The sequence below is a fragment of the Bacillus sp. TE8-1 genome, assembly GCF_008368855.1.
Classification (GTDB): domain Bacteria; phylum Bacillota; class Bacilli; order Bacillales; family Bacillaceae_G; genus Bacillus_A; species Bacillus_A cereus.
Map to the genome: position 1 here is coordinate 69,975 of NZ_QPET01000021.1, position 25,067 is coordinate 95,041.

A 25,067-nucleotide genomic window follows, 5' to 3' on the forward strand; every position below is an offset into this window, starting at 1 on the left:
TGTATTAATTTCCAAAAAGGAACATAATGAACTTAAAAATGCCTAGGGAAATCAACGGGGTGTCAGTATGAAGTTAAAGAAGAAATCTAAGATGATGATAGTTCTGTCAATAGTATCAAGTTTATTAAGTGGATGTGGTTTTGGGGAGACGAAGATAGAGTATGAGAGATTAGTAAAGGCATTGGATGAAGGTGATATGAAGACGGTTATGTCTGCGAGTGATGATGGATATGCATATGTGAAAGAAGAGACTAGCGACAGTACTTATGAAGAAAAAGAAGATGGTGAACATAGCAGGATAATATATCAAACAACCCATGGAGTATATAATGTGAAAGAAGACGACTTATATGGGAAAACAACTCAAAAGATTGCTACTGATATAAAAAATGATAAAAACATTGGTAGTAATCAAAATTACAAAAAAGAAACTGTCTATAGTACAAATTTGAAAAATGAAAAATCCCGTTCAATAGCCCAGAATCAAGGCATAGATGTTTCATATGTAAAATTAATGTTTAGAGGATTAAATGAACTTAGTAAATTGAAACCGAGTGAAGATAAAAAAAGATCTAGTGAACCGAGCATAATAAGCTATGATTTAACTGAATTACAGTTTAAAAACATCATGAATGATAAGTTAAATTTAAAATATGATAAATTTGATTCTGCAATATTGATGATTGAATTTAATACGCCTAATGATACAAAAGAAAATCAAATGAGAATAACACAAATAACAATATCGGTAAATTATGAAGAAAAAAAAGAAGATAAGCTTATAAAACGCAATCAAGAGATTTCAACATATTATCATACCAGGGAAGATAATAATCAAAGTTCCAAAAAAGAATATGTAAATTATGAAAAAGAGTATATAAATCAAAAATAATATATTTTAATTGAATTTTGAGAACGATAAATGTTGTGAAAATATGAGTAAAGGGGTAGTGAAAAATAGTTATTGTGATAACAGTTATGTTTTACTGAGCGCGTATAGTTCTGGTAAATCAAAAAGAGTATGAGAGTCTAATTAAAAGTACTTGCAAGAATCGCTTAAGCCCCGATTGGGCTACAGGGTTTATGTTTGGAACGATGTTTTTTATTTCATTAATAATGTTTTTTCTTATTGGAGGGTTAATAAGGTTTGGTTGGAGTTATTACCCGACTCTCTTTGATAAAATAATTGTTAGCCTTGAGTTGGTGCTTTATAGTCTTCAAGTAATTTTTTTAATTATTTATTTGTTTCCTAAGATGCCATTTAAATTTCAGAAACTACAAACACTCGTGGTACTATTATATGCGTTTCAGCTAGGCACTATAACATTTACAATGTTGATAATTCCAGGAGCGTCAAATTATTCAATTGATCAAGTTACATTAATGTATGTCGGGTTATTATTTTTAGGTGCAGTCATTTTACATATTTTAGCGACTATTGATACTTTTAGACAGGCAAGTAAAGGGGCATTTAATACGGGAGAAGAGTCCTCTTCATTTTTTAGTAAAACAAAGAGGACTGCAATTAAGTGTGCTCTAATTTATGTGTTAACTCTTCTCATTTTAATTTATGTGCATAATGATTATACACAAAATATTTTAGGATTGTATGCGGGAGGAACTCTAATCATGTACGCGGTAGCCATAGGTGCAGCAGAGTTCCAATTATTAGCCTATTGTAGATTTAAATTTCCATCATTTTATATTTCATGGGAGGAACACGAAAGGGAACGTCAGAAAAGACTAAAGCTTTATGAAGAAAAGGAAAAAAAGCAAGCCAAAGAAATAAAATAAGTTTTGCTTTCTGAAAATTCGAACGGAATATATAAACAATTAAGGATTGTATAAAAATCGATGCTATTAAAAATTAAAGTATCTTCAACATAATCTGTATGAGTTAATAAATACCGGTAAGTAAAGGTGAACTATATTACTATCAAAATGGGAATGTAATGAACCTAAAAATGCCTAGAGAAATCAACGGGGTGTCAGTATGAAGTTAAAGAAGAAAGCTAGGATGATGATAGTTCTGTTAATAGTATCAAGTTTATTAAGTGGATGTGGTTTTGGGGAGACGAAGATAGAATATGAGCCATTTGTCAAAGCTTTGGATGAAGGTGACATGAAAACGGTTATGTCTGCGAGTGATGATGGATATGCGTATGTGGAACAAAGAGGTATATATAGTACATATGAGCAAAAGGAAGATGGAGAGCATAGAAAAACAATCTATCAAACTTCGGAAGGGATATATAATACGAAAGATAAAAGTTTATATGGAAATACAACACAAGAGGTTACTTCAGCAGTAGACAGCAAAGATAATAAAGAAGAAGTTGTTTATCGTACCAATATTATGTATAAAAATGGACAGGTACAAAGTCCGGAATCGAATCTGGATGTTTCATATGTGAACTTAATTGTAGATCGTTTAAAAGGGATAGGGAAACTAAAGATGAAGCCCGGGGATGATATAAAAAAGTTTGATCAGCCTAGTACTGTTGGATACAAATTAACTGAATTAGAGTTTCAGAGTATCATTAATGATAAGTTAAAAATACAATATGATGAATATGATGGTGGATCAATCGCATTGCATATTGAGTTTACAAAGGGCTCAGAGCAGATATTGGAGGTAAGTATTGTAATAAATTATAAGAAGCGAAATGATGAAGGTAAGTTAGTAGAATATATATCACAAATACACACATCTTTTGATAGTCACCAAGGTAATAACCAAGATGCGAAACAGGAATATATTGATTTTAAAGCAAAGTATAATGAGACGCAGTAATATTTAGAAGGGCATTTGTACGGAAAGATAATAGCGACATAAGTGTGATAAATGTTTCATAAATATTTCTATTTGTAGTGGAAAGAAATTGAGTATAAATATGTAGCCCCAGTTGCTGGAGTAGATGCAACTGGGGCGTTTATCTGTCTAAATTTAGCTTGAATACATGACATGTTTTAGTTAGGGGCACGGCTTTACAAGTAGTTTCTTCATAATAACGGTGTGGGTTTTTTGTGTAATCAACTTTTATTGCTAAGTTACAACTATTTTCGTTTATAGAGTATCTCTTATTATCGATACATCGTCCACATTCCAATGTCTTTAAATCCTAGTCGTTTATAAATTCGTCCAGCAGCTGGATTGTTATAAAATAAACAAAGTGTTCGGCCTTCTTTCGTAAAGTCTTGGATCATTTTTTGTAATATGAGTGAAGCGTAACCATTTCCGCGATAATTCGGGTGTGTACATACACCAACTACCATAGCAGATAATGAATTTTCAGCGGAAGTAGAGGCGGATGCGAAGCCTGATGAGATTTTATCTATGAGTGACCACTCTTTTAGTTATTCGTTTAGGAAAATTATAGAGGTTACAGACTTGTGAGTCAATAACTATTCAGTTTGAACTTGTGAGGTAGTCCAGAAAGTTAGACTAATAGATTTACCTAGCTTGTTTGTGAATAACCAACAATAAAGCCCTTGAGTTAGGGTTCTCGAATTTAATGCTAATCAGTGATCTAGGTAGGTTCGGGGAGTGTTTTTGCAAATCATGAAGGTATGGAAAATATAGTTTATTGAGGTTGTTTATGTTATAGTGTTATAGGTAGATTTATTGATGTAAGGGGGTGTAACTATGACAGTGATATATGAAATGGATCGCAAATCAATTATTCAAGAAAAAAAGGATAGGTTAAAGTGGCAAATGAACAAAAGAAAGCGAACGGGTAGATTGGCTATGTTCGTTGCTTTTGTTTGTATTGTAGTTATTCCGGTAGCTTTATATATGTTCCCAGAAAATATTTTTCCATATGGGTCCCGTTCTTTTATCCCATTATATTCTTTTATTAGTGTTATTTATGGAATGGTATTTTTAGCATTTCCTATTCTAAGACCATCAACTGATTACATGACTGAATTACTAGAGTTAGAAAATGAATTAGATTTATTAGCTATCTCTGATTCTTCATTAGAGGAAAGATCCGAAAAACTCTTTAAACATCATCATCTTGAATTAAAAAGATATTATGATGAGAATCTTAAGCAAAGTTCATGGATATTTTTAGTTGGTATAGCATGTATAGTTATTGGATTTGCAATAATTGGGATAACTTTGTACTTCTTAATTGCTAATCTCTCTAATGAGCTAGAAAATAAAATAATTGTAGCTTCAGTAGGAGCTGTAGGAGCAATACTATCTAACTTTATTGCTGTAATTTACTTAAAAATGCATTCTGAGGCAGTAAAAGCCTTAACGGAGTTTCATAATCGATTTGTAAACACTCATCATTTCTACTTTAGTAACTTCTTACTATCTAAGATTCAGAATGAGGATAAGAGAGAAGACGCACTTGTTGATCTGGCTTTGAAGATTAATGGTATTTCTCCAAAGGCTCCGGCTCAGGGGGAAGAAAATAAATAGGTATTAACTAAACACTGTTTGAATCTAAGCAGTGTTTTTTCTATGGAGTTAATGCCTTGGTAAATGATAAAAACTCTTTAGTTAAGCTACCAAATCTACTTTTAACTTCATCGTAATTAATAATGAGACCGAGGCTAGAGAGATGAATGATATAAACATTGGTTTACTTTAGTTTTAAATTAAATGAGTTTATTTATTCAAAATAAGTAAAATTTGGTATAATATTCGAAAATGCTATTTAAAATTATATCAAAGAAATTGGGTGTGGAATTTGGATTTAGAGTATAAAGGTCAAGCTGTTTTTCATGCAATGGAATTTGAAGGCGTTTATGATTATTACGATGAACTATATAAAGTAAAAAATAACCCAATCATTTGGAGGTACATGGATATCTCTAAATTTAAATCCTTATTAAATCAACATGCTCTCTTTTTCGCTAAACCTAGTGCTTTTGTAGATCCGTTAGAGGGAAGTTATTCAATGTGGGATATAGAGGGATATCGAACTAACGGTGATCCTATTTTACCTAGGGAGTATATGAAAAAGATTCAAGATTTTGCTGGCATCTCATGTTGGCATATGAATGATCAGGAATCTGCTGGAATGTGGGATTTATATTTGAATTCTCAAGATGGTGTTGCTATAAAAACAAAATATGGGAATTTGGTTAATAGTGTAGGGGACTTAAGGTATAGATTGTTCGCTGGTAAAGTACAATATATAGATTTTAACAAGGATATGACAAGTAGAAATATCTATGATACTTTATTCTTTAAAAGGAAGTCATTCAGTCATGAGAATGAATTAAGATTCATGATTGTAGCAAGTAGATATGATGAAAACTGGCTTCATTGTGTTTTTGATGAGAAATATATTCCATATTATAAAAGAAGAAGGAAAATGGAAAGGTTAGAGGAAGAATCTTATAAGTTTTCTCACTCTAATGGAAATCTTATATCTTGTGATTTAGAACTATTAATTGATGAAATATATGTTTCCCCAAAAAGTTCTCCTGAATTTTTTGAACAGGTAAAACAATTAGTTGAAGAACATGGGTTATCTCATAAGCGGATTATACAATCTGATTTATATACTGATTACATATATTGATTTTATTAAAGATTATAAAACAATTAACTGACACTGCTAAAATCCAAGCAGTGTTTTTCTATAGAGTTTGTACCTCGTTGATTAAGAATCCCTGCTATTAATCTGGTAGGGAGGAACTATATATACGGCGTGGTAGAGCAACATAATTATAGGTATATAAGAGATAGAAACGGAGAGTGGATTATCTTTCTGGGTAAAACCTCCCCCTCGATGCGGTACCTGTTGGGATATCCAATTTAGGAACTATAAGGTCATATGAACCTGAAAGTAATCACCCTTGAGTCAGCCTACTAGTACCCCTCCAGAGTATGCCTCCTCACCACTACCCAAAGAGTACAACTACAAAGGTGGAACCCATAGGGAAGTGCATAACCCACAGAGATAGCAACCCTACAGTTATACTGGTTAGCGCCACCTCATGGTGAATAGGACTGAGTAGATATACATTAGGTGAATATCTGTAGAGACCGCTACCTCATACAGTAATTTATTCAAAGGACTAGTGAAAGTACGATCAGTGTAGATGTACCAAGGAGGCAGATACCCTAGAGTATATCTACAGAGCTGTACCTGTAGTTTACATAATCAGCCTTATGGGTAGTAACTATCTGGGTTACAACTATATGAAAGTGAGGTAGCTGAACTCTACAGAGTGAACTCATGAGCCTGCCTCTGTGCATACCTACAGAGAGGTGATGCTAACAGACTACTTTATATAGGTGCGCCTCTGTATGAGCCTCCTAGACGCCTTGAACGGTACGCTGTACAGTGTGTACTGTTGAGGTGGATATGCGTCCTACCTGCAGAGTGCACCTTGTGTAGCCTTGCTGCTGTGTGTACCACTATTAGCTATGCGTATACCTATGAGTAAACCTGCTGTGTGTATGGCCTGTGTGTTAGGTCTAGCGAGGCAGGCATAGAGTGTATACTGTTTAGTCCTCGTCCTCATATAGACCTTTGATTAATGAATGAAAGTACGAGGGCTAATGGAGGTAGCTAATTAGGCTGAGCTCTTAGCCTTGCTGAACGTATAGTAACGGTAGCCGAACTCTTAAGGTAGATCCACCTAGCTTACTTCACCACTACAACTTACAGTGGTACTCATACAGACATACTTGTTAAACGCTCCAGATTGCCCTGTATGAGACGGAAGCTATATGAGTGGAGCTATTTAACTCGCTAGTATACACCATCAGGTAGACTCCTGTGAGCTGGGTACATATAGTGATAGACTGTTAGCCCTGCCTCCTCAGTGTAGCTACAGAGGGCGAACCTCAATAGATGCCAACTCCTATTGTTCTTGAATCAACCAATGAAAGTAAGGCACTATCCTATACAGTCCACTGTCACGAAAGTACACCACCATGAAAGTACGCTCACGCACTGACCGCCTCACTGGACACACCCTCCGAAAGTACACACCCCGAAAGTAAGGCACCTCCGAAAGTGAAAGAGGATATATGCCTACAGAGAGGTTCCTATGAGCTGGGTACATATAGCACTACCTGTTAGTCCTGCCTACTCAGTGTATAACCTACAGTGCCGCTACCTCACCAGTGTAAGCCTATGTGTATGGCCTCAGTGCTATGCCTACTAGGCTACACATGAGACAGCATACATTGTTTTGTAGTGTGACTAAGAGGGAGGCTTGTGTGGGTTTGTATGACTAGTACCTTGCCTGCTCAGTATAAGCCTGCTAGGTGTGTCTAATGGTGTGTGCCTACAGTGTGTGGACTAAGGAGCAGTACAATGAGACAGCCAGCTCAGTAGCCACCGTCTCATCAGCCACCACCTACCAAGGGTACCCCATCTTTTAGGAAGCGCGGGGGTGTACGTACGTACGCACCTAAACTTATGTAGGAGAAATCATATAGGAAAATCGCCCCCTGAGACAGCACCTCCCCAGACCTGCCATCCACGAGTACGCCTACAGAGTTTCCGCCTCCCCAGAAAAATAAAATTTAGAGTCGGGACATCGAGGCTACCTCACCAGTATTACCTAGGTATGACCTATATTCAGAATATACGAATACTATTGTTTGTCACCTAGAGACGGCTTACAATGATAACTATAGAGGAGGGATAAATATGTTCACAAACATTGAGTCACCACTCGGAAGTATTCGTACCTACGAGGTTGACGGTCTCAAGTGGTTCGTTGCTAAAGATATTCTAATGGATGCTATTGGATATAGAAACATGACAGACCTATTCACTAAGGTAGACAAGGAAGAGAAGAATAAAATTCCGTCATCTGGCGGGTACAAACTTACAGTGTTAACCTCGGAAGGATTAAGGCAATTCTTTGATAGGACGATCTCTAGTAAAGAGCAATTCAATACTATGAAGGAGTGGGCTATTGAGCAAGGATATATTCCAAAAGAAGTGAACAGGTCAGTTGTTACAAATATGCCATCTCTAGGTGATACATTTGATAACTCTGAGTTTGAAAGTAAACGAGATAGACCTCAAACCTTAGAAGGAAATTTCTATAGCTCAATTACCAAGTCATATGTAAATGGACTAGTATTGTGTGGGTTATCGTTTAATTTACTACTGATAAAGCTACCAGTTATTAGCTCTAAATAAAAAGTTAGGTTTAGCTCCATTATAACTACTGGTCGTGGTGTCTCCTCAGTTTTACTAAAAGTCATACTCAACATTCGCTTCCGGTAGTTATCCTTCTACAGTTTTCCGCCTCAGTAGATCCAACTCTAAAAGGTTAAAAACATAAAGACCTTCTGAGCAGACGCCTATGAGAACGTAGTAATAATAAAGGAGTAGACCTCCTTAGCCTAACTCCTTATGTGTAAATCCCTATAAGGCAATTATTCTTTATCGTGTTTGTTCCACAAATCCAACTTGCTATATTCAAATCGCAGCATAGCAAAATCTATATTTCCTTCCCCTTTGTAAATTATAGTTTCTATGTAGTCCTCCTCTTTGTAGAGTTCACCTACACCGCCAATCAACTGAGCTACTTCCTCACGAGTCATATCATCTTCAAGTGCTTCAAACTCTCCCTCGTTTATGTACCCCTGAGATGGCTTGTAGTCCTCAAATGGTACCTTCGTCGCAACTTCTTCTTCCTGTGAGCAGGCAGCTAATAAGCTGATACTTATAAATAATGCTCCTAATCCAAAGTGTTTAACCATATAACATCCCCCTTGGTTTATTATATTCGTTCTCATAGTTGTCCTATCAATATCACTTATTAGACGTACTCTATAAGTCCCTTACAAGACCAGCTTTAACAGTGAAAATCAACGATCTCCCTTTAAAATAATCCCAAAAGATTACTTATACATCGTTCTCTATTAGTTTTCCATCTCATTAGAGCGCTATTGCTATTAAACTAATGAGTTTAGATCTGATAGTTAACTAATCAGAGTAACTCCTTGAGAAAAAATAAAGGACTACTGAGGAAGCCTAAAGAGAAGTGCTAACTGGTAAATCAATAATTATAACTCTTTAGTTACTCTAATTAGTTATCCTTCTCTAGGTTTTAGGTATTTAAATATTTAAAAACAAAAGGACTATAGTGAGGTAGCCAATTAGTTAAATCTCTAGAGTAAGTCTTTAACGTTTCTTCTTCTCGTTACCGAGATAGACAAGCCTTTAAAGTTATTCTCTAGAGTACCTATCTCATTAGGTCTTTTTATTTTTTTTAATGAGTTGGGACTAATTGTGTATTACTCCTATAGTACTCTCGATAGGTATTCTTCAGAGGTTTTGTATTTATGTTTTGAGAAGTTAAGGACTAGTAGAGACAGCTGATTAAGTGTATACCATGGAGTCAGCTTATAAAGTTTGCCTCCAGAGAATAATAACTATTCGAATAGCAATATGAGGTGGAAGCCCCCTATAAGATATAAGAGGATGTTTAACCCTGGAACAAGGTTAGTCCTTAGAGCCGCAAGGAATTGTGTCGAAATGACATGTTCACTTTTATGTGCAAAAAGGGACTAACATGTTCACTTTCATGTGCATACTTTTTTGGAGATTACTTTTGTGAGATAGCAAACTGTATGTATTTAACCTGCAAGGGTGTCCTCTAGTGCTGGCGATCTCTACAGGTATATCTTGTGTCTTATTTTGAAACGTAATTCAATAGTAGGAGTTAACTAAGGGAGAGTAGTACAAACCCCCTACTTGATATATGAGATTGAAATAAAGGATGAGGGGTGTAAATCTACTATATCTATAGGGAAACAAAAGAGGTATACGGTACAGCTACTATATAGTGTAGGCGATAAAAGAGAATGTCCCGCTCCAGCTACTATATATGAGACGGTAAAATAGCACAGGTTAAGTACTACATATATAAGGAAACAAAAGAGGTAGTTGCACATTTATTACTATATATATATGAAGGAAATAAAAGAGAGTAGCAATTTGTATTTACTATGTTTATAGAGGAAAAGTAAGTGGGTCATGCCTACTCTACTATATTAGTAGAAGTGAAAAGGACTACCTTGTACCTACTTTATATATGAGAGGGAAAACAATAGCAACTTTTATCTACTATATCTATAGATCCCCTAAGAGAAGTAAAAAAAGCACAGGCTAAGTATTATAGTATGAGGGCATAAAAGAGGGGAGATCTATACAAGTTAACCTTTTGAGATGAGATATTGGTAACGGTATTACTACTATATATGAAGCAATTAAAAGAGTTATTGCTCTGAAGTCATTTCTTCCCCTTTGAAGTGGCTTGCGAAGAACAACTCTTTACTGTACACCTAAAGCGTTGCTCGTTATTCATTAACAACTCTCCGGTTGTATATAGCTAGTTCGGCTTGTCACCGAGCTGGCTCCCTTTTTACTCAAAGGGTATCTGGAGGAATATTATAACCAAGACAACTACAAAGAATCACCACATATAAAATAACCTATGAGGAGGAAAAGAAATGAAACACTATGTTGACTTAGAAGGTTTACTACAGAAGAACCGAATCACATTAGCCGACTTATCCAGACGGACAGGTATTGAAAGACCTAACCTGACTCGTATCAAGAGAAATCAGACAGCTACTTTAGGTAGTATCAGCCGAATCGCTCAAGCGTTAAACATTAAAGATATTAACGAAATAATAAAAGCTCGATAGTACCAAGGGGAGCTAGACAGACAAAGCCAAGGAGAGGATGACCAATGAAGAGGAAAATTGAAGCAATGCAATTCAAACAGGTGTACCGTTTACTCGAGTTAGCTTACGAGTCAAAACTAAGAGATTTAAAACTGGAAATTCACTTGAAGTCAATCACTAAGGAGGTAGCTAGATGAAGAGATATCTAGAGTACACTATCCGAATGAAGTTTACAGGAACTAGTACGATACTCAAGAGATATCAGCTATCTCAGGTAGGAGAGGGAAAGTTGGACAAACATGCAGCGCTAGTTAGCAAGGTCTACAGTGGCGTATACAACACAGACTCGACACAGCTTGTTAGCATTACCTGTACAGAGCTAACTGAGGAACAATACAACGAACGCAAAAGCAAACTGGAGGAGGAAGAATAATGGATACATTGGGACAAGCTAAAGAGGAATTATTAGAAGCAGGTTACGATCTAATCAGCCCAGCTCAAAAGGAAGCTAGAAAGAAGTACAAGCCAATTGCACGAGATGGGAGGCATTTTGCTATGCAGAATATTGAGGGTTACGAACTACTGAGAAGCCAACTAACACAAGGTCAAAAAGGTGTACTACTACTACTTACAACTGCGATGGAAATCAACGAGGGAGGAAAGTTATTCAAGGGAAAGAATGAACGCCTAACTGTTGAGGATGTATCTGTCATGATCGGTAAGAAGAGGGTTCAAACTTTTAAGATCCTAACTGAGTTAGAAAACATAGGGGCTATCACAAAGGAACAAGTAGGGAAGAACGTATTTGTTAACATCTCGGAAGGTTTTTACCGTTGTGGTTACATGGAGAAGAATACTCCAGTAGTTAAAATCTTCAAAAAGCGCCTACAAGAAGTTGCTAGCAAGCTATCACACAACGAGTTAGGATTCTTATCGGATGTACTTTCTCATATGCACTGGGAGACGCACATCCTTTGTAGCAATCCTACAGAGAAGGACGCTAGTAAACTAGAAGTCTGGAAGGGGAAAGACATTGTAGAGGTGCTGGGCTACTCAAGGAACTTTGTGAGCACAACTCTAAAGAAGTTCAGACAAAATGAAATCACTATGGAGATCGGAACGGTTTTAGATGTAATTGTGCTAGATCCAGACCTGGTAAGTAAACAAGCTAAGAAGGTGACTCTGGAAGACATCAAAAGAGTAGCTAAACAAGTTCACCTTTCTTCTTCTAATTATAGAAAGATTAACTAATCAGATTTATCCTCCATAAGAATACCGCAAGAACACTAAAAGACAACCTCTAAAATAATATCCTCAATAGTCCACCTCAAGGACTAAAGGTAAAAAAACAAAAAGGGAGCTGGAGAAAATGACAAATAACTTACAGGTATTCGACAATGGATTAGGTGAACTAAGAGTTACCGAGAAGGATAACCAAGTGTGGTTCGTAGCTAAGGATGTATGTGACGTATTAGAAATACAAAACACATCAGATGCACTAAAAAGACTAGATGAGGACGAACGGGCTAGTTTCAATCTAGGTCGTCAAGGTAACGCTAATGTAATCAACGAGAGCGGACTCTATAGCTTAATCTTAGCTAGCCGTAAACCTCAAGCGAAAGCCTTCAAAAAGTGGATTACATCAGAGGTACTACCGAGTATCCGTAGAGACGGTGGCTACATGGTTACGCACGAGGAAGAGTCAGAAGAGGATCTAATGGCTAGAGCGCTTATCTTAGCTCAGAAGACACTACAGAGGAAGACTGAGAAGTTGAAGCAAGTAGAGCGACAACTAATCGAACAGGCTCCTGCTATCGAGTACCACGACAAAGTGTTGTCTATTGAGGGCTACGCTACAGTGACAGATACAGCTAAGGCACTCGGTATCAGATCCGCTCAGATGCTCAACAAGATGTTACTACAGAAGAAGATAGTCTTCATGAGCAAGAAAGGTGACTACTTGCACACTGCCCAGTACAACTACATGAGGGAACAAGGAATGATTAACTACAAGGCACTCGAAAAGAAACGACTACAATTGCTTATCAGCGAGACAGGAAAGAAAGAGATAGCTAAACTACTAGGTATCATCGAGCAGTAACCCCTACCCAATTGCTTCACTAGGCTCACCCACCCCTTAGCTGACTCAATACAAACTAAACCCAAACCTAAACCAAAAGGAGAAGATGACAAATGATGAACACTTTTAAAAACTTATTAGCAGGTAACGCGAAGGTAAAGACAGAGGAGCAAGCAAACAAAGAGGTTGAAAAGTTACAAGTTCAAGAGAATGACCTACAAGGAAAACTCCAAGAAGCACAAGTAGGACATTCCAAAGTATCAGCCGCACTAGACATTATTTCAGCCAGCCTAATCATTGATGAGACAGACAAGGTAGCTTTAGCTAACAAGAAGAAAGGTGAGGCTAAGCTAGAAGTGTTAACTAGGGAGATCGAATCTACACAGTCTAAACTTGCAGAGGTTAGCTCGAAGAAGCAAGAAGCGATTAAGGAATTGTATCGCTCTCGTGGAGAGAAATCTCGCAAGTATAATGTAGAGCAAAGACGCAACATGGTAGTAGCTAATCGATTCAACATGGCATTCCAATTAGAGGATGCTCTACGATTGGCTGCTGTTTATGATGCGAAAGGATATGACTTAGGGGTTGAGTATGGAGTAGGCGCTACAGACAGCTTAGATCCTCGTAGTGAAGATTGGAATTTCATTGCTGATATGAATAAAGAGGATGCGGCTGAGGCAGATAAACAAGCTGAAGCTATTTCTCGAGAGCTAGAAGAAGCTATCTTATCGGTCTTCAAGAAACATAACATTGAGTTAACCGAACAGACGTTAATTAACTTATCTCGCATCTAAGTGAGGTAGGTTTCTATATAAGTAAAACTTAGAGTTGGATGCTGAGTTAGTAATCGCAGAAGCCGTTAACACAGGTGGAGGTTGCTAACTCGGTAGATCGGCTCCACTAGAAAGCTACACAACAGATGAACAGTCACTACTCAGAAGGTGGCTTTCTCATACAGATTAAACAGACGAGGAGGAAACAATATGAACGCACAACAGAAGGTTGCACAAATGAAATTAGAGAGACGATTCAAAGAGTTTAACGAAAAGATTGACCGAATGAACAAACAACTTGAGGAAGACAAGAAAGTATTTGCTGAACAGAAGAAAGCTAACGAACAGGCTAAGTTCCAAAAGGAATACGATGAATACCTAATCAGCATTGGCAAGAAAGAAAAGCCTATCGAGATGAGCAAGGAAGACCGAGCTTATTACGATAAGTATATGGCTAGCCTAGGTCTAGGCCAGAGGAAGAAATAATATGGCTAAAAAGAAATTAAGGAAGGATCTCCAAAAGTACATAGACAACATTAAATCAGGTCTAGCTAACGGAGATCTTAAAAAGGATTCTGAGGAGATGGCATTCGTTAAGGTGCTTCTCAAGAATGAGTCGTCTATATGCGGAGCTATTAAGGGTAGCGGAGAAGTGTGTACTCGTATTCCTTCTAATGAGAAGAATCTGCGTTGCTGTTTCCATGGAGGTAAAAGCACAGGAGCAACTACAGAGGAGGGAAAAAACAAAATGAAAGAAAACTTAGCTAAAGGGAGACAGCCTATACATGGGTTGTATCAGAAAGACTTCTTAGCAACATTAACCGAGGAGGAAAAGGACTGGTATAGCGACACTATGGAGTGGTACAAGAATAACTACGACGACTTAGATCCATTAGACATTGCTAAGCTTGACCTAGCTCTCATGAATACAATTAAGAGTTGGCGCAAGAATGGCAAGTCTATGAAGTATGCAGTTAACGAGAAAGTCTCAATGGTTGACTTTGAGAATAGAGCTATCAAGTTACTTGATGACTTAGGTATGTCTCGTAAGTTTAAGAAGTCTCGTGAGAACTCATCTAACTCTACGAACGTAAATGTATTCAATAGCTTGTTTGATGGGATGGAAAAATAAGAACTAGTGAGGACGGATCTCTCTAGCCTACTTTGCAGGTGGGCTTATTTGTCGTTCTCATAAACATAAGGATGTGATTATCATAGCGAGTGTAATTGATATTATAATTCAAGCTCAAGATAGAGCGAGTAGTCAGTTTAGACAAACCTCTTCGGAAGCGAAGAAGATGGCAGCCATCATAGGCGGTATCACGATAGCAGCAAGCGCAATGACTCCAGCTCTACTAGGCGGACTAGGAGCAATCGCTTCCTTGTTTGGTACTGCCGGTATAGCTGCAGCTGGGTTTGGTGCTCTAGCGTTTACTACGATAAGTAAAACTGTAGAGACAGCAAACCAATTAGAGGAAGCCCAACTCAAGGCTAACGCAGCCCTGATAGCAGGTGACACCAAAGGTTATGCCAAACAGATGGCTCTGGTGCAAGCCATCATGGAGAGTCTCACGGAGGAAGAGAAGAGAGCTGTAATAGCCATTAACCAACTAAGTGATGCTTGGCGAGAGATGGAAAACAAAATGGCTCCGACTACATTAGACCTCGTAGCTAACTCTACAGACTTCCTCCGGTTGACAATGACTAAACTGTTCCCTTCTTTCCAAGGAGTCGGACAATCATTCTCCAACATGATAGGCAAAATGAACGAAGGTATCACTCAAGGTAAAGCTGATAAGTTCTTCGAGCATATGAATACCTTCGCAGTTCCGATGTTCGAAATGGTAATGAAGTCTGCCGGTAATATCCTCAAGGGGTTCAGTGACATCATGATAGCATTCACTCCACTAGGTATGGACTTAGGGAACGGCATGGTAGATCTGACTCAGAAGTTCGCTAACTGGGCAGCAGGATTACAATCGAATACAGCCTTCCAAGACTTCGTTAACTTTGTTAAGACGAGTACGCCAGTCATTATGCAATTCATAGGCAACTTAGTGTTGACTCTGTGGGATATCATCCAAGCGTTAGCGCCAGTATCTATCCAGGTTATCCAGCTCGCTAATGACTTCATGACATGGGCTAGGGAGTCAGGTGCTCTTGATACTGCTTTAGGTCTAGTGAGCAATGCTATCCAGTTCGTAGTAGATAATGCTAATTGGTTAATCCCTCTAGTAGCTGCTCTCTGGGCAGGGTTTAAAACATTCAGCATTCTTATTAGTGTAGCTACATGGATTGATGATACAGGAAAGGCTATCAATAAGGTAATTGAGATAGGTAAATTGTTTGGTTCGTGGATACTTGACGCTATCAAGTTGCTAGGTCGGTTGAGTATGACGCTGTTAGCTTCTCCTTGGTTCTGGGTAGTAGCAGCCATTGCAGCAGTAATCGCTATTGGCGTTCTCTTATATCAAAACTGGGATGAGATTAAGAAATATGCTCAGGAGCTTTGGGACAAGGTTAAGGATGCTTGGAACGGAATGACTAAGGCTATTGGTGATGCTCACGATCAGATGATTGCGGCTGTTAAACAATGGTGGAATGAGACTAAGCAGAAATGGAATGACACTGTAGATAACGCTAAACAGAAAGCTCAAGAGATGAAAGATAAAGTAGTCGCTAAATACGAGGAGCTTAAACAGGCGGCAGTCGACAAGATACAAGGTATCCTCCAAGACAACGCTAACAAGTGGAACAGTATTGTTAATGATGCTAAGCAGAAAGTAACTAACTTGAAGAACGGTGTTGTCGAGAAATACGAAGAACTAAAGAGTAAGACAGTAGATAAATTACAAGGAATGCTGAATGACACTAAGCAGAAGTTTAACGATATGGTTCAAGCTGCTAAAGACAAGGTAAGTAACTTTGGAGAAGCTGGCTCAGATATGCTAAGAGCATTAAAGAACTCTGTGAGAGATGGATTCAACGATGCTGTTAGCGCCACAGGAGACGGAATTAGAAAGATGGTAAACAAGTTCACTGGATACTTCAGAGACTTCTACAACTCAGGGAAAGGGTTACTTAGTGAGTTCGTAAATGGTATCACATCAGGTTTCTGGGATGCTGCTAATGCTGTCTCTAGAGGTATGAAAAACATTCGTGCTTACTTACCGTTCTCACCAGCAAAGAAAGGGCCACTTAGTGACCTAGACAAGTCAGGTGAAGCATTCTTCCCTACTTGGTACGAAGCTGCATTAACACAAGTGAGATCGATGGAACGTGCTGTAGGAGGTGCCTTCAAAGGAGTTGCTAACGAGGCTAATGTAGCTCTAGCAGGCACAGGTTTGGAGGCATTCACCGGAGGGAAGACGGCTATCACAGTTACCCACAAGCACGAGCATAATGTTAATGGCACTGTAGGTGTAGACGGAGATGCTTTAAGAAGCACTGTGGAGCAGAGAGTCGCAAGAACAGCTTATGAGCAAGGCTTAAGTGGAATGGACTACGCAGGTTTACAACAATCAATTAGAAAATACTAGGGAGACTTCGGTCTCCTTGGTTATTAAAAGGAGAGATGGACAATGAATTACTTTTGTATAGACATAGCTTACAAGCAAAACAATGAGAGATTCCTAGATAGCCGTATGTTCCAAACTGAGGACGATATCAATGAGATGATGGAAGCCTACTCAGTGGCAACCAAACGAGCATACGAGAAAGCATTCGTTATTACTCAGTGCGATCTCATTAGTGTTACTCCTAGAGAAGTAAGCGAGATTGAATACAAAAGACACGCACTCTCCAGAGAAGGCAAGCGAGACCTTAACCTACAGAAAAGGGGTGTTAGACGATGAATTACTACCAAGTGAATGTTAACTTTATTGAGAACGGCGAACATATGGAAACTCAACAGTGTGTGGCTATGAAGGGTAACCCAGTATTAGCTGCAGTCCAACTGAGAGGAAACACAGAGAGGTTAGTGAGGGAGTCTATCGAGCCACTAGGAGGAACACTCAACAGCGTTCGTACTCGTAAGGTATCAAGAAAGTATTTTGAATCCAACAAAGAACTAGTAATCCTAGAGGGAGGTCATTAATATGGCTACAGTGGTTGAAGTCAAGTTGACTAAGTGGGGCAAGCAAGCTCTACTTGGTGAGATATCTGGCTAGAGAGTAGTACTTGGTTGCTTGGGTAACTTCTATGCTGTACTCGTTGTAGTGCTGTAGCTGCAGAGGTGGCGGTGGCGCTCTCATAGGTCGCCTAAAGGGTTACAAACAGACAAAAAGGAAGGTAAAACTAATGAATGTACCACAGAAAAAGTCAAGACTAAGTAAATTAGACCTAGAGAATCGATCTCACAGGTGGAGATTGTATTTGTTTATAGCTCTAACGTATATAGTTTTAGCTGGCTCTATATGGTTTGGCTTGCAGAGTTTAGCATTATTACTCCCCATACTATTTATGATAGGGATACTAACGAGATAGCCGTTTTAGGTTGTCTCATTTTTTATGTCCATTGTGTATTCTCGGGTGGAAGATCTCGTAAATTTGTGAGAATCTTAAGTGATGGAGAGATGGCTGAGGTGTTAGATCTTGGAGGAGATTCGTTGAGAGTTCGTCCTTTGAGAGACGACTATCTCGCTATTGAAATTGAATTGAAGGGGATGGATAAGGGGTTTGTGTTAGATAAACATCAAGCCCAAGGGTTATCTAATTGGTTTCAACGAGTGTACAAACTATAATTTCAATTACCGTAATGGTATATGTGAGGAAGAAAACAAAAGAGCCGACTCAATGAGAGTCAGCTCGAAGGGGAGTGTCCTAGAGTTTTAGTTTATTCCCCTTAGTTATTATCTACTCGATCCCACACTCTTAGTTTACCCTTTTCGAATACCATGACTGCAAAGTCAATCTCACCAGTTTCCTCACCGTCACCATCATAAGTTACGTCGGTGTAGCCATTAGAGTTGGTGCGCTTTCCGTTACCGCCCACGAGATCTGCAACCTCTGAGAGCGTCATCCCTTCCTCTAGAGAGTTATACTCATCTTCGGAGATTGTTGAACTGTTGCAGGCGCTCAGCAGGATAATACTGGACAGGAAAACAACCATTCGTTTTTTCATTGGTATTCCTCCTCAGTTAATTCGTTTAAATTAAAACTAAGAGTTTTAGAGATTTTGCCAGCTCGTAAGATAACTACATACGTAAGGTCTAGTTGGAATGTATCTACTTTGCAAACTTTATTAGTGATACGAGATAGTGAGTCTTGGAAGTTGGACACTAAAGTATCGATCTCCTCCATAGCAATATCTAAATTAGTTGGTTGAATAGTATTTGTTGTCATAAAAAATCTCTCCCTTTAGTTTTTATTTGTTTACACGAGATAGGTAATACTTACAGGTGTACAATCATGAGTGAAACGATGTAACCGGCTGCGTAAAGAAAGCTTATACTGCCGCCAGCTACCAAGGTTGATGTAACCCACTCTTTAGGTTTCAACTTATTCGCCTCCTGTGAGGTCGAACCTTTACAGCTATTCCTGCTCGTGATACTATAGGGAGGAAAGAGCCTTGTAGGTTCGACTGAATTGCGTAGCCTTGTTCGGTATACTCGCCAAAGTATAACTACCGAGTGGGGCTATTTTGTTTTGTGTAGTTCTAGGTTAGTCGGTTAACTTCTTACCAGCATACATTCGAGTTAACATTTTATCGATCTTATTAGCTTTATCTACTGTGTTAATCTTGTTGAGTTGATTAAAAGCTGTATAAAACCTCTTAGCGTCCTCGATGGATTCCAGCTCATAAAAGTCTTTGACTTTACCGTAAAACTTTTGTTGCTTACTTTCCAATTTCCTTGCTCACCTCATTCCCTGAGTGGCTTAATTACATATTAATTAAAAGTTCTAGAACCGTCAATACTTTTTTCTGAAAGTTTTTTTAAATCCATTTCTTTGACTCACAATTTATCCTTACAACCAATTATATTAGCTACCTATTTTGGGTTACCAAAGTAAGCTTGAATAAGTGTAAAGTTATTTAGAGTGCGTACGAGCTTATTACACGTTACATAACTTGTTTAGGTGCAAACGTAATAAGTTGGATAATAAAAGCTCATACAAAGGAAAATGGAGCTTCGTTTTATGAGGTGGCTCGAAAATGGAGATGTTATTTTACATCATATGGCATTCAATCGAGCATATACCTAATCAGTTGCCAGACCATTAGGCACAACCCACCGAGGACTATCCCTAAATTTGATAATCGTACAAGAACCAGATGTAATGCCACCCTAGTAATCAATCGGGCATAGCTAAATAGAGATACCTCCTATGTTAAAGAGCTATAGGACAACGACTAGATAGGAGGGATTATTACCTACAGTAATGCTACTGAAGGAAGTTGAAAAGTTTACACTTAAGAGATCGTTGGGCAGTAGATAACTTCTGAGCCAGAACTCCATAGAAATAACCATTGAAATCACGTACACGTTTAGCTTTGCTAGCAAGAATGCTAGCTCGTAACCCTGAGATAGCTACCTCTACAGTATTAACTAAATCGGGTGCATACTTCCGAGCAGCTAATTGAACACGACTCCATAGCTTGTACACCTCAGTTGCATCAAAGTAGGAGATAGCCAAGCTAGCGAACTCGGTAGGAACATCAGCGGAAATTAAGTCATCTATACCTAGATCGTCTACGTATGTATTATCTTTAGAGCTTTTAGTTTTGTAAGTAATTGTATCTGTATGAGAAGGATGCTTCTCAATGTACTCAGGAGTAGGCTCTGCAGCTTCCTTGCGAGGTGACTTAGCAAGGTGACTCTCATAGGGATTGATCACTGTTATTGAAGCGCTATAGCCACCCTTAACAGGCTTGAATTGGTTGATGCGAGTAATGATTCCTAAATCAGATAAACCCTTGAGAGCACGCTGTATAGTGCGCTTAGAGTAACCTGTGAGATCAGCTAAAGAGTCAACTTTGAGGTAGCTAACTCCTATGAATTTGCATGAGTAACAAGCAAGTTTCCATAACACTGTGTACTCTGATTCTTTAAGTTTGTACGCTGACAGGTATTCACTAATAGAATTATCCATCTCAGTAATCGAATTAAAAGATTGATATTTTCGTAGTTCCTTCATAGTAAATAATCTCCTTAATAGGAGCTACTTGCAGAGTGTACCTTAGGGTAGTACAATATAAGCAAATAGCTCCATAGTTATTTTGTGAAAGAGTCCTGTCTGGCCGCCAAACTAGAGCAGGACTCTTTTGTGTTTACTTATAGGTCGAACCTATTGAGAGGGTTATACTTATCGTTGGATTCAGCTAACGAGTTACCGAAAGCATGTAGGTAAACTTCAGTAGTTCTTATCTGGGAGTGATGCATAAGTTTACTCAATGTGTATATATCCATGCCAGCTCTTAAACAGTTGCTCGCATAAGTGTGTCTAAACATGTGAGCTGTAGTTTTGAAACCCATGCGTAAAGACAACCTGGTGAACATTAACTTGACAGCGTTCACTGTAAGTGGGTTACCTCTGTGGTCATTAAACACATGAGCAGGCAACTTAATGTAGTACTTCTCGCAGAATAATCTCCACTCGTACAACTCTCGAGCCACCTTATCCGTTAACGGAGTAGACAGGCTCTTACGATTCTTCCCGAAGATAGTGATAGTCTTATTGAGTAAATCCACGGAATCCCACCTCATGGATACCAGCTCGCCTAGTCTTATGCCTGTACCCGCGAGGACGACTATTATGGTATGACCTCTGTAGCTATACAACGTGTTTTCTCGAGAGCGCATCCTCCTGTAGTATCTAAGCATTTGCTTTATCTGTTCATCGGAGTACACCTTGATGGTCTTATCCGTCTTAGCAGGCTTAATCTTGTTAGTGGGATTGCTACGGATCTCTATAATGTCCTCATCCTCTAGGTATCTAAAGAATGTTTTCAAGTGCTGGAGCTTACCATTACGAGTAACTACTGTGTTTCCTCTCTCCTTGGAACAGTAGAGGAGGTAGCCCTTTATAACTTGTGGAGTAATATCCTCGATGTTAATGATCTCCTTCTCAGCAACGAGCCAGCGAGAAAACTCATTGAGTGTATCTCCGTAGCTCTGTATTGTCCTAGGAGCTAGCCCACTGAGTTCTTTATCCTCTAGGTAATCCTTAATCATAAATCTAAGTAGTGCCATTTAGTTTCCCCCTTGAGTACGCACAAAAAGACCACCTCCATAGGCTACTTGTGAGTAACCTAGAAAGTGGTCTCTTGTGAGAATATTGTTTCTGTCATAGACAACCATTCAGCTTGACCTTGTGAGGCTTGTCCTGCCTCGGGTGAATTAACTCGCCTGTCCTACCATAGCAGATAATGAATTTTCAGCGGAAGTAGAGGCGGATGCGATGATCACGCCATCTTTTTCAATATAGTATGTGCGTCCTTTATTTGTTTCGATAGCCTGCCTTAATATTTTCTCTGATTCATTGGTAGTCGGAAATTCAGCGATGTCACTTCGTAATTTCATAATTCGTTCTATATCATCGAGTGAAGCAAGTTTAATTGTTTCATGAATTGGTGTGCTAGGTAAGTTGTTGTCATTTAGACATTCGCAAAAATACATTTCATTTTTAGTACCTAGTTGTATATTTGAAGCAGTTTCAAATTGTTCTACGATAGTTGACTTACCAGAGAGTTTAAGCGGCTTATATGTGGAAAGAAGTGCCTCATAATCAGTGGTAATAAATTCTTCTTTACTATAGGGTATAAATGAATCGTGGAATCGGAGTAGAATTGATTTTAATGTTCCATTCTCTTTAAATACTCCCCATAATTCTTGAAAATCTGTGTCATAACCGAAAGCTTCAATATCTCCAATAATAAACAAGTTAAGGGCTGCTTCTTCTTTTAGATAAGCGAATACTTGTTCATGATCTTTCTTTGTTAATTTTCGCATCATAACGAATCGACCTCTTTTTTTATTTTTCTAAATATTACAACTTAAGTTTTTTGAAATCAATATAAAATTTTATGTTTAGTTCACAAACTTTCGGAAAAACTAGGAAAGATATGACAAAGGAGGTTATGAACGGTGGATCATCCAATTCAAGGGTTAATGAAAGCAGCAATGGAAAATTTAAAAGAAATGGTCGATGTAAATACGATTGTTGGAGAGCCTGTTCAAACGGCTGACGGTGGTGTAGTGTTAACGGTTTCTAAAGTAGCGTTCGGTTTTGGAGCAGGAGGTTCTGATTTCCAAACGAATGATGGACAAAGAGCGAACGGTAACCCTGCATTTGGTGGCGGTAGCGCGGGTGGTGTTTCTATTACACCAGTAGCATTTCTTGTGGTGAATAAAGATGGAGTAAATATTCTTCATCTACAAAATGCGACACATTTAGCAGAAAAAATGATTGAATTAGCTCCACAAACAATTGATAAAATTCAATCGATGTTCCAAAAAGAAGAAAAGAAAGAGGGAAATCATCATCCTCAAAACCCTGATGAAATCCTTTAAAAACGCCTGCTTATGAGCAGGCGTTTTTTCTTGTAATCACTATGTAATAAAACACATGAAATTGTAAATAGTTTTTGAAGTTTTTTCTATGTTTCTAAAATTTTTCATGTTAAAATATGCTATAGAATTGAAACATATAAAACGAAGGTGGCTAGGTGCTTTGTCTGGAGGATCTGACCAAGTAAAGAATATGATATATATTAATGGTAATCGTCGAGGTCATTGTTTTATTACATCAGGAATTACGTTTAAAGAGTTTGCGAGTAACATCCCTTCACCGCTTCATCAAGTGTTGCTTTTGAAGCACAACTTTGAATGGACGGATTTTCATTATCATACTTTATTTGAATATGTTGAGGAAGAAAATATACATAAGTTAATTCAAGCAGAGATTGATGAATTTGATGAATTTTGTTGGGTAGATTTTGATGATGCAAGCGATTTAGATGAATTAGAGCCGAAAGAAATTGCAGAATTATTATATTTGGCTCACAAAAAAGAACCACTTGCAAGAACATTCTTTCCGCTGTTGAAAAATAGATTTGTTTATTTTTCACATGATGACGGATGGTACAACAAAGTGTATTATCGTAGAATTGCTGATTTTGTAGGAATGTTAAGTAAAGTCATTCCGTATAAACTCGGTGCTTTCGGTAAGAAACGTTTTTCTTTCTTCCAAAAATCAAAAATTTTCCCAGCGATTTCAAAAGAATTGATTATGGGACTTATTCCACTAATGGAAGATGGTCTTTACATAGATTTAGCAGGGAAGATTGAGTCAAGAAGAGGTCTTGAAATTCCGGTATATGTAGTTGGTTCGTATGAAAGTACGGATGAGGTGTTAGATAATATCGATGAATTGAAAGAGGAAGCAACAGAAACAGGTTGGCTCATTTTTGATAAGAAAGAACAAGAGTGGCAATGGGTTGTTGACTAAGAAAACTTGGCGTATGAAGTCAAGTTTTCTTGTCATTTGAAAGGAGTACAAATGAAGAAATATTATACAATTGTGGGTATTATAAGTATTATTCTCGTGGCAATATTACTTATAACTTGTCCGAAAGAATCAGATTTTAAAGTGTATGTACAGGATAAGTATGCGTTGAATTGTAATGAGAGTAGTTTTGAATGCACGCAAAATGTAGATGGTAAAAAAGAAAAACTACAATTTGAAAGTACAGATGCACGAAATGGTGTATTCTTTATGACTGTAAAGCAAACATTTAAAACAGAAGCTGGTGTTTCAAAAGAATATAGCGGAGTAGGAATGTTTGGTACATTTCTTTTTGTTTCAGAGAAGACTTTCTAGTAATAGAAGGTCTTTTTTTTATGCTTATGTTCATATAGATGAAGTAAGACAAGCATAGGAGGGGTATTGATGAAGAACACATGTATTGTTTGTGGCGGTGAGGAGTTTTTTTCCTCAACGTTATATGCACGTACGAAACAAGATTGGGCATATGCACCAAACATGTATCGATTTGAAAAAGTATTTATTGAGCATCGAGATGAAGAAAATTATCCCGTTTTTCAAGAAATTACAGCGAAACATTGTTGTGGATGCGGCCATATTATGTTGTATCATGAATGAACACACCAAGCATAACTTGGTGTGTTTTTTTAAAACGCTGACAAAGCAAGCGGATAAAGTAAAGTAAATAAAACAGAAAAACTACCAAAACCAATGGCTGTATATCCAAGTGTTCTTGCTCCGAAATTGACAGCTAATAGGCCAACTAAAATTGCTAGGGAGCCGAGCGTAACTGGATAAAAAGCAATGGAGAATAACGAAAGAAATAAAGCGACATAGCCTACCATTGTGCCGGTATTTGTACCTTCTATCTCATTTGCAATTTCTTTACGCTTATGTCTAATTGGAATGCCAGCTGGTGATATTTCAGCTGCATACTCTTCGTTTTTTTCACCACTTTTAAAATGATGATTTCTCTTTCTTCGCATGTACATCCCTCTCTTTCAATTGGGTGTACCTATAGTATCTTTCATAAAGAGAAGAACATGAGTATGAGTTAAACCCAAGTAAAGCAAAAATTGGAGAATAAAGATTCCTTCAT

General features: G+C 37.9%; 27 protein-coding genes and 2 pseudogenes. 19 read left to right on the forward strand and 10 right to left on the reverse strand.

Going from position 1 to position 25,067, the window contains the following annotated elements; all coding sequences use genetic code 11:
* Positions 1-91: 91 nt before the first annotated feature.
* The 3 genes from DN404_RS19335 (at position 92) to DN404_RS19345 (ending at position 2,794) form a co-directional block, all read left to right on the forward strand.
* A complete protein-coding gene (locus DN404_RS19335; RefSeq protein ID WP_149215399.1) occupies positions 92-892 on the forward strand; it encodes a DUF3952 domain-containing protein in 801 nt (266 codons plus the stop codon).
* Between the two features lie 110 nt (positions 893-1,002).
* On the forward strand, positions 1,003-1,794 hold the full coding sequence (locus tag DN404_RS19340; RefSeq protein WP_149215344.1) for a hypothetical protein: 792 nt from the start codon (positions 1,003-1,005) through the stop codon (positions 1,792-1,794).
* A gap of 199 nt (positions 1,795-1,993) precedes the next feature.
* A complete protein-coding gene (locus tag DN404_RS19345) occupies positions 1,994-2,794 on the forward strand; it encodes a DUF3952 domain-containing protein (RefSeq protein WP_149215345.1) in 801 nt (266 codons plus the stop codon).
* Positions 2,795-3,084: 290 nt separating this feature from the next.
* On the opposite strand, the pseudogene DN404_RS19350 reads toward DN404_RS19345, so the two are convergent.
* Positions 3,085-3,315, reverse strand: a pseudogene (locus DN404_RS19350) (GNAT family N-acetyltransferase); the annotation flags it as partial.
* Between the two features lie 331 nt (positions 3,316-3,646).
* On the opposite strand from DN404_RS19350, the gene DN404_RS19355 reads away from it, so the two are divergent.
* From DN404_RS19355 to DN404_RS19365, 3 genes are all read left to right on the forward strand, one after another.
* Positions 3,647-4,432, forward strand: a complete 786-nt coding sequence (locus tag DN404_RS19355) for a TRADD-N-associated membrane domain-containing protein (RefSeq protein ID WP_247610933.1) — start codon at positions 3,647-3,649, stop codon at positions 4,430-4,432.
* Positions 4,433-4,694: 262 nt separating this feature from the next.
* Positions 4,695-5,543, forward strand: a complete 849-nt coding sequence (locus tag DN404_RS19360) for a DUF2971 domain-containing protein (protein WP_255445219.1) — start codon at positions 4,695-4,697, stop codon at positions 5,541-5,543.
* Between the two features lie 2,088 nt (positions 5,544-7,631).
* Positions 7,632-8,132, forward strand: coding sequence for a BRO family protein (locus DN404_RS19365; protein ID WP_088081173.1), 501 nt, complete (start codon positions 7,632-7,634; stop codon positions 8,130-8,132).
* A 239-nt stretch (positions 8,133-8,371) separates the two neighbouring features.
* Here DN404_RS19365 and DN404_RS19370 read toward each other — a convergent pair whose 3' ends face one another.
* Positions 8,372-8,698, reverse strand: a complete 327-nt coding sequence (locus DN404_RS19370) for a hypothetical protein (RefSeq protein WP_255445220.1) — start codon at positions 8,696-8,698, stop codon at positions 8,372-8,374.
* Positions 8,699-10,453: 1,755 nt separating this feature from the next.
* Here DN404_RS19370 and DN404_RS19375 point away from each other — a divergent pair.
* The 7 genes from DN404_RS19375 (at position 10,454) to DN404_RS19405 (ending at position 14,615) form a co-directional block, all read left to right on the forward strand.
* Entirely contained in the window at positions 10,454-10,651 is a 198-nt protein-coding gene (locus DN404_RS19375) for a helix-turn-helix domain-containing protein (protein WP_149215348.1), read from the forward strand.
* Positions 10,652-10,823: 172 nt separating this feature from the next.
* Entirely contained in the window at positions 10,824-11,063 is a 240-nt protein-coding gene (locus DN404_RS19380) for a hypothetical protein (protein WP_098425529.1), read from the forward strand.
* Entirely contained in the window at positions 11,063-11,881 is an 819-nt protein-coding gene (locus DN404_RS19385) for a MarR family transcriptional regulator (protein WP_149215349.1), read from the forward strand. Before DN404_RS19380 ends, DN404_RS19385 begins: the two co-directional genes overlap by 1 nt.
* Positions 11,882-11,999: 118 nt before the next feature.
* Positions 12,000-12,731 (forward strand): BRO family protein, encoded by a 732-nt coding sequence (locus tag DN404_RS19390; RefSeq protein ID WP_098202759.1) that lies wholly within the window; start codon positions 12,000-12,002, stop codon positions 12,729-12,731.
* A 92-nt stretch (positions 12,732-12,823) separates the two neighbouring features.
* A complete protein-coding gene (locus DN404_RS19395) occupies positions 12,824-13,504 on the forward strand; it encodes a hypothetical protein (RefSeq protein ID WP_149215350.1) in 681 nt (226 codons plus the stop codon).
* Between the two features lie 189 nt (positions 13,505-13,693).
* On the forward strand, positions 13,694-13,969 hold the full coding sequence (locus DN404_RS19400) for a hypothetical protein (protein ID WP_149215351.1): 276 nt from the start codon (positions 13,694-13,696) through the stop codon (positions 13,967-13,969).
* 1 nt (position 13,970) lies between these two features.
* Complete coding sequence (locus DN404_RS19405) at positions 13,971-14,615, forward strand: HGGxSTG domain-containing protein (protein WP_098317748.1); 645 nt, start codon at positions 13,971-13,973, stop codon at positions 14,613-14,615.
* Positions 14,616-14,747: 132 nt separating this feature from the next.
* Here DN404_RS19405 and DN404_RS31015 read toward each other — a convergent pair whose 3' ends face one another.
* Entirely contained in the window at positions 14,748-14,972 is a 225-nt protein-coding gene (locus DN404_RS31015) for a hypothetical protein (RefSeq protein WP_255445221.1), read from the reverse strand.
* Positions 14,973-15,021: 49 nt separating this feature from the next.
* Here DN404_RS31015 and DN404_RS19410 point away from each other — a divergent pair, with 49 nt between their 5' ends.
* Both DN404_RS19410 and DN404_RS31020 read left to right on the forward strand, forming a co-directional pair.
* On the forward strand, positions 15,022-17,022 hold the full coding sequence (locus tag DN404_RS19410) for a phage tail protein (RefSeq protein ID WP_255445222.1): 2,001 nt from the start codon (positions 15,022-15,024) through the stop codon (positions 17,020-17,022).
* A gap of 1,068 nt (positions 17,023-18,090) precedes the next feature.
* Positions 18,091-18,225 carry a hypothetical protein gene (locus DN404_RS31020; protein ID WP_255445223.1) on the forward strand — a complete coding sequence of 45 codons (135 nt, stop codon included), beginning with the start codon at positions 18,091-18,093 and terminating at the stop codon, positions 18,223-18,225.
* Between the two features lie 101 nt (positions 18,226-18,326).
* Here DN404_RS31020 and DN404_RS19425 read toward each other — a convergent pair whose 3' ends face one another.
* From DN404_RS19425 to DN404_RS19450, 6 genes and pseudogenes are all read right to left on the reverse strand, one after another.
* Positions 18,327-18,605 (reverse strand): hypothetical protein, encoded by a 279-nt coding sequence (locus DN404_RS19425; protein WP_088338965.1) that lies wholly within the window; start codon positions 18,603-18,605, stop codon positions 18,327-18,329.
* Positions 18,602-18,826, reverse strand: coding sequence for a hypothetical protein (locus tag DN404_RS19430; RefSeq protein ID WP_149215355.1), 225 nt, complete (start codon positions 18,824-18,826; stop codon positions 18,602-18,604). Before DN404_RS19430 ends, DN404_RS19425 begins: the two co-directional genes overlap by 4 nt.
* A 318-nt stretch (positions 18,827-19,144) precedes the next feature.
* Positions 19,145-19,330 (reverse strand): hypothetical protein, encoded by a 186-nt coding sequence (locus DN404_RS19435; protein WP_000444252.1) that lies wholly within the window; start codon positions 19,328-19,330, stop codon positions 19,145-19,147.
* Between the two features lie 537 nt (positions 19,331-19,867).
* On the reverse strand, positions 19,868-20,620 hold the full coding sequence (locus DN404_RS19440; protein ID WP_149215356.1) for a helix-turn-helix domain-containing protein: 753 nt from the start codon (positions 20,618-20,620) through the stop codon (positions 19,868-19,870).
* Between the two features lie 137 nt (positions 20,621-20,757).
* Positions 20,758-21,675 carry a tyrosine-type recombinase/integrase gene (locus tag DN404_RS19445; protein ID WP_149215357.1) on the reverse strand — a complete coding sequence of 306 codons (918 nt, stop codon included), beginning with the start codon at positions 21,673-21,675 and terminating at the stop codon, positions 20,758-20,760.
* Between the two features lie 162 nt (positions 21,676-21,837).
* Positions 21,838-22,437 (reverse strand): annotated as a pseudogene (locus DN404_RS19450) (GNAT family N-acetyltransferase); the annotation flags it as partial.
* 132 nt (positions 22,438-22,569) lie between these two features.
* Here DN404_RS19450 and ytfJ point away from each other — a divergent pair.
* The 4 genes from ytfJ to DN404_RS19470 all read left to right on the forward strand — a co-directional run bounded on the left by ytfJ (position 22,570) and on the right by DN404_RS19470 (position 24,586).
* Positions 22,570-22,995 (forward strand): GerW family sporulation protein, encoded by a 426-nt coding sequence (gene ytfJ, locus DN404_RS19455; RefSeq protein ID WP_000349991.1) that lies wholly within the window; start codon positions 22,570-22,572, stop codon positions 22,993-22,995.
* A gap of 160 nt (positions 22,996-23,155) precedes the next feature.
* On the forward strand, positions 23,156-23,932 hold the full coding sequence (locus DN404_RS19460; RefSeq protein ID WP_000014087.1) for an oxalate:formate antiporter: 777 nt from the start codon (positions 23,156-23,158) through the stop codon (positions 23,930-23,932).
* A 51-nt stretch (positions 23,933-23,983) separates the two neighbouring features.
* A complete protein-coding gene (locus tag DN404_RS19465) occupies positions 23,984-24,304 on the forward strand; it encodes a hypothetical protein (protein ID WP_000761174.1) in 321 nt (106 codons plus the stop codon).
* Positions 24,305-24,373: 69 nt separating this feature from the next.
* Positions 24,374-24,586, forward strand: a complete 213-nt coding sequence (locus DN404_RS19470; RefSeq protein WP_000798747.1) for a hypothetical protein — start codon at positions 24,374-24,376, stop codon at positions 24,584-24,586.
* A gap of 29 nt (positions 24,587-24,615) precedes the next feature.
* Here DN404_RS19470 and DN404_RS19475 read toward each other — a convergent pair whose 3' ends face one another.
* The gene (locus DN404_RS19475) at positions 24,616-24,954 is read right to left on the reverse strand and encodes a hypothetical protein (RefSeq protein ID WP_001253202.1); all 339 of its coding nucleotides are present in this window, start codon (positions 24,952-24,954) and stop codon (positions 24,616-24,618) included.
* Positions 24,955-25,067: the final 113 nt, after the last annotated feature.